Raw genomic sequence first — 14732 nt, forward strand, 5'->3', positions numbered from 1 at the left:
GCTGAACATTGGAAGCGCTTCCATCGTTTGGTCTCAACGGGTCTAGGATGATCGGCATGTCTGAGATCGCCCCCGTCCTGCACGGCGAGCACCTGTCCACGTCCGCCGCGTTCCATGCGCCCCTGCACGCCGCCTCCGAGGACGACCGGTGGTGGCGCTCCTCCGTCATCTACCAGGTGTATCCGCGGTCGTTCCGGGATTCGAACGGCGACGGCATGGGTGACCTCCCCGGCATCACGGCGGAGCTGGGGCGCCTCGCGGACCTCAGCATCGACGCCGTCTGGCTGTCGCCGTTCTACACCTCGCCCCAGCGCGACGGCGGATACGACGTCGCCGACTACTGCGACGTCGATCCCCTGTTCGGCACCCTGGCCGACTTCGACGCGCTGGTGTCGCGCGCCGACGCCCTCGGCATCCGCGTCATCGTGGACCTGGTGCCCAACCACTGCTCCAGCGACCACGTCCTCTTCCAGGCCGCCCTCGCCGCTCCCGCGGAATCGGCGGAGCGCGGGATGTTCGTCTTCCGGGACGGCCGGGGCACCGACGGCAGCGAACCGCCCAACAACTGGCAATCGCACTTCGGTGGCCCCGCGTGGACCCGCACCGTCGACGCGGACGGCATGCCCGGCCAGTGGTACCTCCACCTCTTCGACTCCTCCCAGCCCGATTTCAACTGGGACAACCCCGCGGTGCGCGCGGAGTTCGAGAGGGTCCTGCGATTCTGGCTCGATCGCGGCGTCGGCGGCTTCCGCGTGGACGTGGCCCACGCCCTCGTGAAGGCGCAGGGGTTGCCCGACTGGGGCGGACGCGCCGACGGTTGCTCGTCCGAGGGCTTCCCCGGCTGGGAGGCACCCATGTTCGGCCAGGACGAGGTCCATGCGATCTACCGGCAGTGGCGCGGCATCCTCGCCGAGTACGACGGCGAGCGCATCCTCTGCGCGGAAGCGTCGATCGACCCCCTGCCCCGGCTCACCGACTGGGTGCGGTCGGACGAGATGCACCAGGCCTTCAATTTCGCCTACCTCCACCACCCGTGGAACGCGCACAGCCTGCGCCATGTCATCTCGTCATCGCTCACCGCCTTCGATGCCGTCGGCGCGCCCACCACATGGGTGCTGAGCAACCACGACGTCGTCCGGCACACCAGCCGCTTCGGCCTCGCCGAGGGCGCTCCCCGTGGTGGTGACGGGATCGGCCGGTCGGACGCGCAGCCGGACACGGGAACAGGTCTCGCCCGTGCCCGCGCCGCGTCGCTCGCGATGTTCGCCCTGCCCGGCGGCATCTACCTGTACCAGGGCGAGGAGCTCGGCCTGCCGGACCACACCGCCATGCCCGACGCCGCGCGGCAGGATCCGACGTTCGTGCGCACCGGGGGCGAGCGCCTGGGCCGCGACGGGTGCCGGGTCCCCCTCCCGTGGCGGGCCGGGGCGCCGTCGTTCGGATTCGCGGACGTGGACGGTTCGGCGCCGTGGCTGCCGCAGCCGGAGGACTGGGCCGGGTACGCGCGCGACGTGCAGTCGATGGACGACGATTCGACGCTGTCGCTGTACCGCACGGCCCTCCGGCTCCGCCGCGACCTGCGCCTCGGAGCCGGTTCGCTGAGCTGGTCCCGCGCACTCGAGGCGACCGACGTCGTCGCCTTCCGGAACGGCGACGTCCTCGTCCTCCTCAACATGGGCGAGTTCGCGACCCCGCTGCCGGAGGGCACGGTGATCGCGGCGAGCACGCCCGGCGCGGCCGACGGCGGGCACCTCGTACCCGACGCCTGCGTCTGGATGCTGACCAGCGCCGGATAGCGGATCCATGCCTGATCCGGAATGATCGAACGGGGACACGTCGAGCGGACTGTCCCCGGGCACGGGAGGAGAGGACACCATGGCCGGCATCAAGGACGTCGCCCGCCTGGCCGGTGTCTCCACCGCCACCGTATCCAGGGCGCTCAGCGGCAACGGCCGGGTCTCCGAGCAGTCCCGCGCGCGCGTGCTGCAGGCCGCGAAGACGCTGGACTTCGTGGTCAGTTCGACGGCTTCCTCGCTGGCGTCCGGGCGCCACCGCAACGTGGGCGTCGTCGTCCCGTCCGTAGCCCGCTGGTACTACTCCCAGATCGTGGACAGCGTGGCCGCGTCATTGCTCGAGGCGGGCTACGACCTGACGCTCTACAACCTCAACGAGGACGCCGGGCACCGCGACCGGGTCCTCTCCGAATTCCTGCTCCGGCAGCGCTGCGACGGCGTCATCCCCGTCTCGCTGGAACTGGGCCGCGAGGAACTGGGACAGCTGTTCGCCGTCGGCAAGCCCGTCGTCGGCATCGGCGGCCCCCTCCCCGGGGCCGAGACCTACAGCGTCGACGACCACGCGATCGCCGGACTGGCCACGGACCACCTCATCACGCTCGGCCATCGCCGGATCGCTCACATCGGCGGGACCGACGCCTTCGAGAACGACTTCCGGATCGCCGGCACGCGCCGCCGCGGCTACGAGGCGGCGATGGACGCCGCGGGCCTCGGGATCCTGGACTCGTGGCGCCTGGATGCCGACTTCACCATCCAGGGCGGCTACGGCCAGGCGAAGCAGCTGCTCGGCTATCCGCGGGACACCCCGACGGCGGTCTTCTGCGCCTCGGACGAGATGGCGATCGGTACCATCCTCGCCGCGCGGGAGCTGGGCCTGCGCGTTCCGGAGGACATCTCGGTCATCGGGATCGACGGCCATGAACTCGGCGAGACCCTCGGCCTCACCACCGTCGCGCAGTTCCCGCAGCAGCAGGGCCAGCGGGCGGTCGAACGCCTGCTGCAGATCCTGCAGGGGCCCGATACGTGCGAGCCCGTGAACCACGCGGCCCGGACGGCCCTCATCGTCCGGTCGAGCACGGCTGCGCCGAGGGACTGACGCGCGTCGTCTGCCCGGAGGCAGGCCACGCCGCCGGTGGGCGGCTAGTTCGCCGCGCGGGCCGTGTCGGGGCGCCAGACGACGAGCGCCTGGCTGCGGGGGCGGGGACGCTGGCCGCGGGCCAGCGTGACGACGTCGCCGGCGAGTCCGGCTGCGAAGACCCTGCTGGTTTCGGACTGGACGCGGCGGGATGCCAGCTCCGTGGCGAGCTCGGTGATCCGCGACTGCAGTGCCGACACCTGGTTCTCGAGGTCGAGGATGCGCCGGATCCCCTCCAGGGAGACGCCCTCCTGGGACAACCGCTGGATCTCGCGCAGCGTGCTGACGTCCTTCTGCGAGTACCGCCGGGCACGTCCCGGCGCCCGGCTGGGCGTCACGAGGCCCAGCCGGTCGTACTGCCGGAGCGTCTGCGGGTGCATGTCGGCGAGCTCGGCGGCGACGGAGATGACGTAGATGGGCATCGTGTAGTCCATGGCAGTGCCTCCTTCCGTTGCCGGCGTTGCCGGCGGTGGCTCAAATGTACTGTTACAGGCGCGCCTTCGCAGCGAGGCCGGATCGCGGATCGGCGTCCTTCGTCGCGTTGTGGAAGGCTTCGACGGCGGCCTCCGCCTCCTTGGACAGATTCTGCGGGACGACGACGTCGACGGTCACCAGCAGGTCACCCGTCGCCTTCGAGGTCTTCACGCCGCGGCCCTTGAGCCGGAGCGTGCGGCCCGACGGCGTGCCGGCCGGGATCTTCATCTTCACCAGCTCACCGGTGACGGTCGGGACCTCGATCTGGGCCCCGAGGGCCGCTTCGGGGAAGCTGACCGGCACGTGCACGCGGATGTCGTCGCCGTCGCGCTTGAAGAGTGGGTGCTCCTTGACCTTGACGGTGACCATGAGGTCACCGGGGCCGGCCTGGCCCGGCTGTCCCTTGCCCTTCACCCGGACCTTCTGGCCGTCGCGGATGCCTGCAGGGATGCGGACATCGATCTGCTCGCCCGAAGGCTCGCGCAGGCCGATGGTGGTGCCGTTGATGGATCCGCCGAAGGAGATGGACGTGCTGGCCGTGCGGTCCGCGCCCTTCTGCGGGCGGGTGGACTGGAACCCGCCCGGGAACCCGCCACCCATGCCTCCGCCGCCGAACAGGTCGGCGAACTCGGGCGGCAGGTCGCTGTTCGAGAACCCGGTCCGCTGGCGCGTCCCCGTGCCCTGGCCGAAGAGGTTCCCGAAGATGTCCTCGAATCCCGCGTTGCCGCCGGCGCTCCCGCCGGACCCGCCGGCGGAGAACCTGGCTCCGCCGCCCATCGCGCGGATCGCGTCGTACTGCTGGCGCTGCTCGGCGTCGGACAGGACGGAATAGGCCTCCGATACGTCCTTGAACGTCTTCTCGGAGGCTGCATCGCCCTGGTTCTGGTCAGGGTGGTACTTGCGTGCGAGCTTCCGGTACGACTTCTTGATGTCTGCGTCGGACGCATCTTTGGAGACACCCAGGATCTTGTAGAAATCCTTGTCGACCCAATCCTGACTAGCCAATTGGCGTCTCCTTTCGTCGTTCTTCAAATAGAGAAGTGAGTGAGCGGCGAGAGCCGGGGCAGTCCCCGAGGAAGGCGGCTTCAATATTCCAAGGGCCGCCAGGCCCGCAGGAATTTCGTTGCCGCCGTTTGGGGACCGTCCCGGCGATCATGCTGCTGATTACTCCGGAACCGCCACGATGACCTGCGCGGCCCGGAGGACGCGCTCGCCCTTGCGGTAGCCCGCGCGGAGGATCTGGCTGACGCTGTCGACCTGGACGTCCGCACTGGGCTGCTGCATGAGCGCCTCGTGGATGTTCGGGTCGAACGCGACGCCGACCTCGTCGATGCGGGTCAGCTCGTACGTCCGGAGGACGTTCTCGAGCTTGCCCGCGATCGCCGCGAAGGGTCCTTCGGCGAGGTCGCCGTGCTGGCGTGCGGCGTCGATGTCGTCGAGCACGGGCATCAGCGAGTTGATCACGCCGATGACCGCCTGGTCCCGCGCCACGTCCCGGTCACGCTCGACGCGGCGCCGGTAGTTGACGTACTCGGCCTGCAGCCGGAGCAGGTCGTTGCGGAGCTCCGCGACGACGTCGACGGCGGGATTGCTCTCCCCGTCGGCGCCTGCCTCGTTCAGGATCGCCTCGGCCTGCGCCAGGGCGTCCCCCTCGGCGGAGTCGCCCGCGGGGGAAGCCTGCCCCCCGGCCGCGGGGTCTTCCGCGGCCGGGGTGTCGGCGTCGTTCTGCTGCCCACGGACTTCGCCCGTCTCCGGGTCGATCTTCCGGTTGTCGCGAAAGCTCACCGGCTCTGACTGGTGCTCTTCTTCATTTCCGTGGTGCGGCATGACTACTTCTTCTCGTTGGTGTCTTCGTCGACCACCTCGGCGTCGACGATGTCCTCGTCGGTGCCGGTGGAGGCTGACTGGTCGTCGTCCGGGGCGCCGGCGGAGCCCGCGTCCTGCTGGGCGGACGCGTAGATCGCCTCACCGAGCTTCGACTGGGAGGCCTGCAGCTTCTCGAAGGCCGACTTGACCTCGTCGTCGTTGTCCTGCGACTCGAGCGCCTTCTTGAGGGCGTCGACGTCGGCCTGGACCTCGGTCCGGACGTCCTCGGGCAGCTTGTCCGAGTTGTCGGCGATCAGCTTGTCCACCGAGTAGGCGAGCTGCTCGGCACCGTTGCGGGTGTCGGCGGCCTCACGGCGCTTCTTGTCCTCGGACGCGTGCTCCTCGGCTTCGCGCACCATGCGGTCGATGTCCTCCTTGGAGAGGGACGAGCCACCGGTGATGGTCATCGACTGCTCGGTGCCCGTGCCCTTGTCCTTCGCGGACACGTGCACGATGCCGTTGGCGTCGATGTCGAAGGTGACCTCGACCTGCGGGACGCCGCGCGGAGCCGGCGCGATGCCGGTCAGCTCGAACGTGCCCAGCGGCTTGTTGTCGCGGGTGAACTCGCGCTCGCCCTGGAAGACCTGGATGGCCACGGACGGCTGGTTGTCGTCCGCCGTGGTGAAGGTCTCGCTGCGCTTGGTGGGGATGGCCGTGTTGCGTTCGATGAGCTTGGTCATCATGCCGCCCTTGGTCTCGATACCGAGGGACAGCGGCGTGACGTCGATCAGGAGGACGTCCTTGCGCTCGCCCTTCAGGACACCGGCCTGCAGGGCGGCACCGACGGCGACGACCTCATCGGGGTTGACGCCCTTGTTGGGCTCCTTGCCGCCCGCGAGCTCCCTCACGAGTTCGACGACGGCGGGCATGCGGGTGGATCCGCCGACCAGGACGATGTGGTCGATGTCGCCGACCTTGATCCCGGCCTCGGAGATGACATCGTTGAACGGCTTCTTGGTGCGGTCCAGCAGGTCCTTGGTGAGGTCCTGGAACTTGGCGCGCGAGAGGTGCTCGTCGAGGTGGACGGGGCCGTCCGCCGTGACGGAGAGGTACTGCAGGGAGATGTTGGTGGACGTCGCCGAGGACAGTTCCTTCTTGGCCTGCTCGGCAGCTTCCTTCAGGCGCTGCAGGGCGATCTTGTCCTTCGACAGGTCCGCGCCCTTGGCCTTCGCCTGCGACAGCAGGTAGTCGACCACGCGCTGGTCCCAGTCGTCGCCACCGAGGCGGTTGTCACCGGCGGTCGAGCGGACCTGGATGGTCGAGAACGCGTCCTCGTCCTTGCCCACCTCGAGGAGGGAGACGTCGAACGTTCCGCCGCCGAGGTCGAACACGAGGATGAGTTCGTCCTCCTTGCCCTTGTCCAGCCCGTAGGCGAGGGCTGCCGCGGTGGGCTCGTTGACGATGCGCAGGACCTTCAGGCCGGCGACCTCACCGGCCTCCTTGGTGGCCTGGCGCTCGGCGTCGTTGAAGTAGGCGGGAACCGTGATGACGGCGTCCGTGACCTTCTCGCCGAGGTAGCTCTCCGCGTCGGTCTTGAGCTTCTGGAGGATGCGGGCCGAGATCTCCTGCGGCGTGTACTTCTTGTCGTCGATGCCGACGGTCCAGTCGGTGCCCATGTGGCGCTTGACCGACGAGATGGTGCGGTCGATGTTGTTGACGGCCTGGCGCTTGGCGATCTCGCCGACCAGGACCTCGCCGGACTTGGAGAAAGCGACGATCGACGGCGTGGTGCGTGCGCCCTCGGCGTTCGCGATGACGGTGGGCTCGCCACCTTCGAGAACCGAGACGACCGAGTTGGTGGTTCCGAGGTCAATACCTACTGCACGTGACATGCAATTTCCTTTCGACTGCCCGGGATTTGCGAGGCGCTCATCCGCCGGGCGCGTAGATTGAGCGTTCTGCACTCAAGTATAGGCCCGGTAGCCCCAGGGGCAAAATGAAGTTGAGCCTTGCGGACTCAACTTCTTCCGGTCATGCTGCGGGGACGGCGCTGATGAGGCCCTCGCGGAAGGCGTCGACGAAGAGAGCGTGGTCCTGCCGGACGGTGTCCGCATACGCCTCGCCGAAACCGACGATGTCCTCCAGGAATCCGTCCCGGTCGCGGTCGACGGCGGCCATGATGGCCGTCTCGGTGCGGAACGGCACGAGGTCGTGGTCGCTGTCCTCGTCGGTGGAGCAGTGGATCTTCGCCGTGGCCTGTCCGAGGGCCTCGAGCACGGGATCCATCTGCTCGGGTTCGGTGAGGTCGTCCCAGGACAGGTCCCGCTTGTAGGGGGAGAGTTCGGACACCACGAACGAGACCCCCCGGATGGTCGTGTACCCCAGGAAGGGGTCGGTGTGGGATTGCAGGGAGCGCTGGCTGATGACGGCGCGGTGCCCGTCGTCCTCGAAATAACCGCGCACGCGCTCGTCCCGGACGATCCGGCTGGGCGCGGCGATGTTGGACTGCTTCATGGTCAGGATGATGTCGTTCTCCTGGGCCTCGTCGAAGCCCTCGATCAGCACGTTGTAGGTCGGAAGTCCCGCGCTGCCGATGCCGAAACCCTTCTTGCCCACGATGCCCTTGATCCGGTAGAACACCCGGCGGCGCGACCGCTCGCTGTCCGGGACGGTCCCGAGGTAGCGCTCGAAGGCGTCGGCCACCTCGGCGTACTCGTCGTCGTCGAGCGCCCGGATGGATCCGTCGTCGCGGAACGTCCGATCGTAGTCCTCGATCAGGGTGAGCGAGTCGAGCAGGCCCGTCCGCCGGGCCGCGCGGGCCTGCTGCAGGACGCGGTAGATGGAGCCCTCGGCGTTGTCGAGCCCGAAGGCGAATGTGGACTGCTCGTTGTCCACGTAGTCCTCGACCCGGCCGAGATACGCCTCGAGATAGGTGTGCGCCAGGTCCCGGACCGCCCGTGACGGCAGGGCCTTCTGCCAGCAGAGCAGCGTCAGCGAGGCGACGAAGCGGCGCAGGTCCCAGGAGAAGTGGCCCACGTACGCCTCGTCGAAATCGTTGACGTCGAAGGTGAGCCGCCCCTGGTTGCTCATGTAGGTGCCGAAGTTCTCGGCGTGGAGGTCCCCGTGGATCCAGACCCGGCCCGTGCGCTCGTCCGCCCAGGCGTCGTCGAGCTCCGCCATGTCCGTGTAGAACAGGGCCGCGCTGCCGCGGTAGAAGGCGTAGGGATCCGCCGCCATCTTCCGGAACCTCGCACGGAAGGCGAGCGGATCCACTTCCATGAGGTCCTGGTGGGCCTCGACGAGGGTGCTGACGATGTGCTGCTGACGGGAATCGGTGGCTGCCATGCGCCCACGGTACGCCTGCGCCCTGTGGCCGGCCGGTACGCGTCAGTGATCGGCGAGGACCCGACGCGGCGACGCCGCACCCGATGCACGCCCTGCCTTCAGGAAACCGTCGGCGACATCCCAGACGGCGAGGACCAGGACGGATGCGGTCACGATGGTGCTGACGGTCCAGCCCTCCGTCGCGACGCCGGGATCCCAGCCGGTGGCGTCGAGGAAGGCCGGGTTCAGGAGGTCCCCCGCGGCCCAGAGCTGGAGCGCCGGTACCGTGAAGGCGACGCCGAGGACGAGGTTCACGGCGGCTGCGGACCAGGACCACCCGCGCCGGAAGATCCAGGTCGCGAAGAATGCCTCGGCGACGATCAGCCCGAGGAACCACGGAAGCCAGGAGGTCCAGAGCGCGGGGTCGAGGAGCGGGATCCCGCTCCCGTCCTCGGCGCGGACCGCAGGTCGCACCTGCTGCCACAGGATAAGGCCCGCGAATACCGCAAGGAACACCAGCGAGGCGACCAGTTCGGACCGGCGGCCGTCACGGGAGCCGTCGGGCAGCTCCGGGAGCCGGTCGACCGTCCACTCCATCCCGGCCTCCGTGGAGCCCGTGCGCTCCAGGATGACGAACAGCAGGGTGGTCCAGAAACCGACGTGCACCGTCACGCTGATCGCCGTCGCCGCCGCGCTGCCGATCGCGCCGCCGACGCTGCCCGTGGTGAAGAGCTGGACGACGAACACGGCGGCCGCGGCGATGGGGACGGAGATGAAGGCAATGGTCTTCAGGAGGCGCAACCACTCGAGGTAGTACCGCGGACCCACCAGCACCAGCGGGCGGTCCACGTAGTCGGCGGCGAGGCGCTCGGGGTCACCCAATCCGGTGAGGGTGGCCCGTTCGGCGGAGGCCGGATCATCGCCGGCGGCGAGGCGGACGTCGATGGATTCCTCGATCATCTCCCGGATCTCGGGTTCGAGGCCGGAGCGCTGGGCCTCCGGGACGGTGCGGACGGCGGCCCAGATGTATCGGTCGGTGAGGCTGGTCATGATCTGTCCCCTTCGGCGAGGCGATGCAGCGATGTGGTCAGCCGATCCCAGTCGGCCGTGAGGGTGGCGGCGAGGTCGTCGCCGGCCGGACTCGTCCGATAGAACTTGCGGGGACGGGATTCGGCAGTGTTCCACTCGCTGGTCAGCAGGCCCTGCTTCTCGAGGCGCCGCAGGAGTGGATAGAGGGTGTTGGCGTCGACGTGGATGCCGGATGCCTCGAGGGACTCGAGCAGGGCGTACCCGTAATCGGGATGCCGAAGGCGACACAGACAGGCCAGGACCACGGTGCCGCGTCGCAGCTCCTGGAGGTGGCCCTGGATGAGGTCGTCGCTCATGGCCGTTACTATAGTGTGCGTCGCACACTATAGGAAGGACTGACGGTTCGAAGACTCCCGCGATGCGATACTGCGGGCATGGAACTCGACGAGTGGTGGAACGATGTGATGCCGGAGACGCGGCAGTGGCTCATCAGCAACAACGGGACGGCCCTGACGCCCGAGGTCGTGGCAGACATCAGCCGGGCCGGTGGCCTGATCGCCTCCGATTCCTGGTGGATGGGTGAGCGCGGCCCGAGGGCGTCTTCCTCTCCGATGCCGCGACGGACTGGATCGAGGAACGGGCCGACAACGGGCGGTAGCGGGGAAGCCGGGGCCTCCCCGCTCCTGCCGCGCCGTCAGCGTCCGCCGGGGCCTTCGGACTGCGTGTACTCGCCGGCCGTGACGCTGCCGAGTTCCTCGGCACCGTCCAACGTGCCCTCGGTGACGCCCTCCGTGGCGACCGTGGTGCCACCCGTGTAGACGATGTAGGTCCCACCCTCGGTGATAGCCGCCGAGGAGAAGATCAGCGACGCGAGGTCCTTGCTCGCCACGAAGGAACCCACCACGGTGCCGTCCGACGACGCGATCTGGATCGCGGTACCGGCCGGGATCGTCACGCCGAACGTCAGCTGCACGCCCGACTGCGTCGACGACGCACCCGGGGTGACGACCATGCCGGAACTGCCCGCTGCGGCGACCGTCCCGCCGTCGACCGTCAGCTCGCCGTTCACGTCCAGGGCGCCGTTGCCCTGGCCCGTCGGTCCGTTCACGACGACGGTGCCTCCGGTGATGCTCGCGTCGCCGTTGGAGTCGAGGCCGTCTCCCTCCGAGTCGATGGTGAGCGTCCCGCCCGTCACGCTGACCGTGTAGTCTCCGGCCGCCATGGACCCGCCGCCCATGCCGCCCCCGCCGCTGGTGGCACCGGACGACCCACCTGCCGCGTTCACGCCGTCGTCGCTGGAGGTGACGTCGACTGAGCCTCCGTCGACGGCGATGTGCTGGGCCTCCAGGCCCTCGACGGAGTCGGTGACCTCCACTGCCCCCGCATCGACGGTGAGCAGGGTGGCCGCCTTGACGCCGTCGTCGCCCGAGGACACCACCAGCTGTCCGCCGTAGACGGTGAACCAGCCGCGGCCGTCCTCGTCCTCGTTGGTGGCCTTCACGCCGTCGCCGCCGGCCGTGACGTCGTAGGTGCCGCCGAGCAGGGCGATGTAGTCCTTGCCCTCGATGCCGTCGTCCACGGCCTCGACGGTGACGTTCCCCGCTGCGAGGACGAGTCCGTCCTTCGACACGATGCCGTTGTCGGCATGGCCGGTCACCGTGAGGGTGCCTGCGCCGGCGATGGTGAGGTCGGCCATCGAGTACAGGGCCGCATCCGGGGCGTCCGTGCTGGTGTCCGCATAGCTGTCGGCGTCGCTCAGCGTATTGGCGGTGCCGTTCTCGAGGTGGACCAGGGCCTCGTTCGCGCTCGTGACGACGAAGGGGGATCCGGTGCTGCTGGTCAGCTCGACGCCGTCGAGGACGATGCGGACCACGTCCTCCTCCCCTGCTGCGACGACCACCCGGCCGTCGGCGAGGCTGCCGGACAGCCGGTAGGTGCCGGCGGCCGTGATGGTGACGGTGTCGCCGTCGACGGTGACGCCGTCGGCGGCGACACCGTCGTCCGTGGCGCTGCTGGCACCGTCCGCGAGCGTGACCGCTACTTCCTCCGCGGCGTCCCAGGTGAGGTTGTCGGCGTCGTAGTGGGTGTCCTCGGTGATGTCGGCCGCACCGGCGACGACCGCGGTCGCGTCGGTGGTGTCGCCGGTGTCGGTCGTGGTCGCGTCCGTCGTGGTGGTGTCGGTGGTGCCGTTCGCGGTATCGGCGTTCGTGGTCCCCGTGCTGCAGGCGGCGAGAGAGAGTGTGAGCGCGAGTGCGGCGACGGAGGTCTTCAGGGCTGTGCTGCGGGGGGCAGTGAGGGAGGGGATGCGCATGGGGGTCCTTCGGGACGTGTGGTGTCAGAGGGAGATGAGTCGGAGCGGAAGTCCGGTGGAGACGGTGCGGTGCCACCGGTTGGCCGGAAGCGTCGGATCGAGGACGGCCATGCCGGTGGCGAACTTGGAGATCCTGACGGGCCGGATGCCGGAGGCCCAGAGGTGGCGGTCGAGGGCGCCGGCCGCGCCGCCGGACTTCGTCTCGATGATGACGGCGCCGTCGAGTTCGTGGGCCTGGCCACCGGGCCTGCGCCAGGTGACGCCGAGGTCGATCGTGGCCCGGCTCCCCGACGCGGGGAGGTAGAGCGTGATGCGTCGGTAGCGCGTCTCGATCACGGGCCGCAGCACGCCGGAGGGCACCGACCCGATGGAGCAGGCGAGTGTCTCGTGGACGTAGTCCAGGCCCCGAGGGGTGAGGCGGTGGCTGTCGGAGAGCGCGTAGGGGATGCGCTCCTTGACGGTGGCCGCACGCGCCCCCTCGGTCTTCACCTCGAGGAAGCCGGCAGCGCTGTCCACGTAGGTGCGGGTGCGGACCTTGTAGCGGCGGCGCCTGCCATGGGCGGCGAGGAGGTAGCTGTCCAGGGTCGGGGTGTCGAAGTAGACCGAGTCGTAGGTGAAGGACCGCCGCCCCAGCATCTCGAGGACGCGGACGTCGGCGTCGAACGATCGGAGGACGTTCGCGGCGAGACGCGTCCCGACCACGTACTTGCGGTCCATCCTGGTCTGCAGGGCGGCTGCGCTGTTCAGGTCCTCGAGGCTGACGGACGCCCTGCGGTCCAGGCCGGCGAAGGCACCGGCATTCACGACACACCCGCCGTCGCCCGTGCACTGCCGGCCGGATCCTCCTGAATCGGCGGCAGGGGCGGGACGTGCGCCGGATCGGCTGCGGGCATCGCCTCGGGCAGGTCGGTGGAGCAGGTGGTCCCGGCCGGAGCCTGCGGCGGCATGGCGGTCGACGGTGGAACGGGGGCCCGCCGCGCGTCGGCACCGGCGGTGCTCGCCTCGTAGCGGACCTCGACGGTGGTCCTGTCGTTCACGAGGTCCAGCTCGGACACGGTGGCGGAATGGATCCGGGCGTTCAGCACCTCTGCGAGGCGGACCCGGAGCATCGTCTCGTCACTGATGGCCTGGTCCAGCACCACGACCTGATGCCGGTAGGCCGGGAGCACCCGTGCGTGGTCACCGATGACCATGACGGCGAGGATCAGCCCCATGAGGGCGAGCGGGAGCCACAGCGGCTCCGCGCCGAGGCCCGCGATCAGCCCGAGGGCGAGCGCGGAGAAGTAGTAGGCCACTTCGTGCTGTGCCAGCTCGGTGGAGCGCAGGCGGATGATGGAGAGGACACCGAACAGCCCGAGGCCCAGGCCGACGCCGGCCGCGGATCCCGACAGGGCCGTCGCCACTGCGAGGACTCCGACGTTCATGCCGAGGTAGGAGACCACGAGGTCGCGACGGCGGTGCCGGCGCAGGTACAGGCCGACGGTCAGGAGTGTGATCGCCAGGAGGTCTGCGGCGATGAGGATCAGGATGTTCATGGGCTGGTCTCCGGTTCGTGGGGAAGGATTCTTCTCCTACGTTCCGGGGGTACCCTGTGCCACTGCTGTGTCGGACCAAGGCCCGGCATATGAGGTGGCGCCCGTGCCGCCCCTGGTGAGGACGTGATGCCGTTCAGTGCTGGTCCGCCCTGACGGCGCGGTCGCGGCCCAGTTCCTTGGCGGTGTAGAGGGCCACATCGGCGGCTGCGATCGCGTTGCCGATGCGGTCGGGCCCGGGCGGCAGTGCTGCCAGTCCGTAGCTGATGGTGGGGAGGGGGAAATCGAAGGCGGGTTGGCTCATGCGCAGGGTCTTGCTGATCAGCTCGGTGACCAGCTCCGCGCTGTCGAGCCCTGCGCCGGGGAGCAGGAGGACGAATTCCTCCCCACCGTAGCGTCCGACGAGGTCCGTCGAACGGACCGAGCGGGTACAGGCTGCCGCGACCGCCTGGAGGACCGAGTCTCCTGCAGGATGTCCGTGCGTGTCGTTGACCTGCTTGAAGTTGTCCATGTCGGCCAGGACGAGGGTGCTCGGGGTGTCCCGGGTCGGCAGGTTGCGTATCTCGGACTCCGCCAGTTCGAGGAAACCGCGGCGGTTCAGGATCCCCGTCAGTTCATCGTGACTGGCCTGCGCCCGAAGCTCCTTGAGGGCCTGTTCGTTGCTGAGGGTCGCCATGGTGAAGGACACCACGATCAGCAGGACCATGGTGAACAGGGTCGTGGGAACGGTGCCGAAGTAGGTCTGGAAGGTCGACGAGGAGGGGCCGGTGGCCACGAAGGCGATCCACCGGCACAGGTAGTACAGACCCAGGGCACCGGACGCGACTGCGAGCGGACGTTGCGTGGTGGTCGTGTTGGGGTCCAGCCGCCAGATCTCGAGGGAGGCGCGTCCGATGAAGAACGTCATGAAGGCGAGGAGGAACCCTCCGGCGGACCAGGTGTTCGTCGACGGGCTGTCGAAGGCAGAGGCCACCACCGTGATGACCGGTGCGATCAGGATCTGCCACGGTCTCGGTGCCGTCGTGCGCAGGGCCCGTGCGCCGGCCCACACGCATGCGGCTCCTGCCACCAGCAGGGCGTTGCCGGCCGGGTTGGCCCAGACCTGGTGGACCGTGCCATCACACAGGTAGAGACCGGTGCCCGTGAGGAACGAGGCGATCGCCGCGCACCACCAGGTGCTGTAGGTGGAGTGGCTGCGCCGCACGCTCACGCCGTAGAACAGCACCAGCAGGGTCAGCGCGATCACGCCGAACGCAACCTGCAGCGTCACAACATCCAGCCTCATGCAGCTCCCGCCATCGCGCGATGTCCCTCCGGCCGCCCAGGCA

At 69.1% G+C, this 14732-nt stretch carries 13 protein-coding genes; 2 read left to right on the forward strand and 11 right to left on the reverse strand.

The genetic code is table 11. The features are described from left to right. The first annotated feature begins 56 nt into the window (after positions 1 to 56). Both ACX80L_RS02600 and ACX80L_RS02605 read left to right on the forward strand, forming a co-directional pair. Entirely contained in the window at positions 57 to 1796 is a 1740-nt protein-coding gene (locus ACX80L_RS02600; protein WP_459287499.1) for a glycoside hydrolase family 13 protein, read from the forward strand. 79 nt (positions 1797 to 1875) lie between these two features. Further along, a complete protein-coding gene (locus ACX80L_RS02605) occupies positions 1876 to 2889 on the forward strand; it encodes a LacI family DNA-binding transcriptional regulator (RefSeq protein WP_459268035.1) in 1014 nt (337 codons plus the stop codon). Positions 2890 to 2933: 44 nt separating this feature from the next. Here the strand turns inward: ACX80L_RS02605 and ACX80L_RS02610 are convergent, their stop codons facing one another. The 11 genes from ACX80L_RS02610 to ACX80L_RS02660 all read right to left on the reverse strand — a co-directional run bounded on the left by ACX80L_RS02610 (position 2934) and on the right by ACX80L_RS02660 (position 14689). Further along, a complete protein-coding gene (locus tag ACX80L_RS02610; protein WP_133081272.1) occupies positions 2934 to 3362 on the reverse strand; it encodes a heat shock protein transcriptional repressor HspR in 429 nt (142 codons plus the stop codon). Between the two features lie 52 nt (positions 3363 to 3414). Beyond that, a complete protein-coding gene (locus ACX80L_RS02615; RefSeq protein WP_459287502.1) occupies positions 3415 to 4407 on the reverse strand; it encodes a DnaJ C-terminal domain-containing protein in 993 nt (330 codons plus the stop codon). A gap of 159 nt (positions 4408 to 4566) precedes the next feature. Next, positions 4567 to 5229, reverse strand: coding sequence for a nucleotide exchange factor GrpE (locus ACX80L_RS02620; protein ID WP_133081274.1), 663 nt, complete (start codon positions 5227 to 5229; stop codon positions 4567 to 4569). 2 nt (positions 5230 to 5231) lie between these two features. Further along, entirely contained in the window at positions 5232 to 7100 is a 1869-nt protein-coding gene (dnaK, locus tag ACX80L_RS02625; RefSeq protein ID WP_133081275.1) for a molecular chaperone DnaK, read from the reverse strand. Positions 7101 to 7239: 139 nt separating this feature from the next. Then, the gene (locus ACX80L_RS02630; protein WP_459287506.1) at positions 7240 to 8553 is read right to left on the reverse strand and encodes a DUF2252 domain-containing protein; all 1314 of its coding nucleotides are present in this window, start codon (positions 8551 to 8553) and stop codon (positions 7240 to 7242) included. 42 nt (positions 8554 to 8595) lie between these two features. Next, positions 8596 to 9582 carry a hypothetical protein gene (locus ACX80L_RS02635; RefSeq protein ID WP_208739319.1) on the reverse strand — a complete coding sequence of 329 codons (987 nt, stop codon included), beginning with the start codon at positions 9580 to 9582 and terminating at the stop codon, positions 8596 to 8598. Then, positions 9579 to 9917: a PadR family transcriptional regulator gene (locus tag ACX80L_RS02640; protein WP_459287508.1), complete on the reverse strand. Its 339-nt coding sequence runs from the start codon at positions 9915 to 9917 to the stop codon at positions 9579 to 9581. The genes ACX80L_RS02635 and ACX80L_RS02640 overlap by 4 nt, the downstream gene beginning before the upstream one ends. A gap of 338 nt (positions 9918 to 10255) precedes the next feature. Next, on the reverse strand, positions 10256 to 11872 hold the full coding sequence (locus ACX80L_RS02645; protein ID WP_459287510.1) for a carbohydrate-binding domain-containing protein: 1617 nt from the start codon (positions 11870 to 11872) through the stop codon (positions 10256 to 10258). A 24-nt stretch (positions 11873 to 11896) separates the two neighbouring features. Continuing rightward, positions 11897 to 12676, reverse strand: a complete 780-nt coding sequence (locus tag ACX80L_RS02650; RefSeq protein ID WP_459287512.1) for a polyphosphate polymerase domain-containing protein — start codon at positions 12674 to 12676, stop codon at positions 11897 to 11899. Continuing rightward, positions 12673 to 13407, reverse strand: a complete 735-nt coding sequence (locus tag ACX80L_RS02655) for a DUF4956 domain-containing protein (RefSeq protein WP_459287514.1) — start codon at positions 13405 to 13407, stop codon at positions 12673 to 12675. Before ACX80L_RS02655 ends, ACX80L_RS02650 begins: the two co-directional genes overlap by 4 nt. A gap of 133 nt (positions 13408 to 13540) precedes the next feature. Next, the gene (locus tag ACX80L_RS02660; protein WP_133081282.1) at positions 13541 to 14689 is read right to left on the reverse strand and encodes a GGDEF domain-containing protein; all 1149 of its coding nucleotides are present in this window, start codon (positions 14687 to 14689) and stop codon (positions 13541 to 13543) included. Between the last annotated feature and the right edge of the window lie 43 nt (positions 14690 to 14732).

The organism is Arthrobacter sp. MDT1-48-3, from assembly GCF_054511015.1.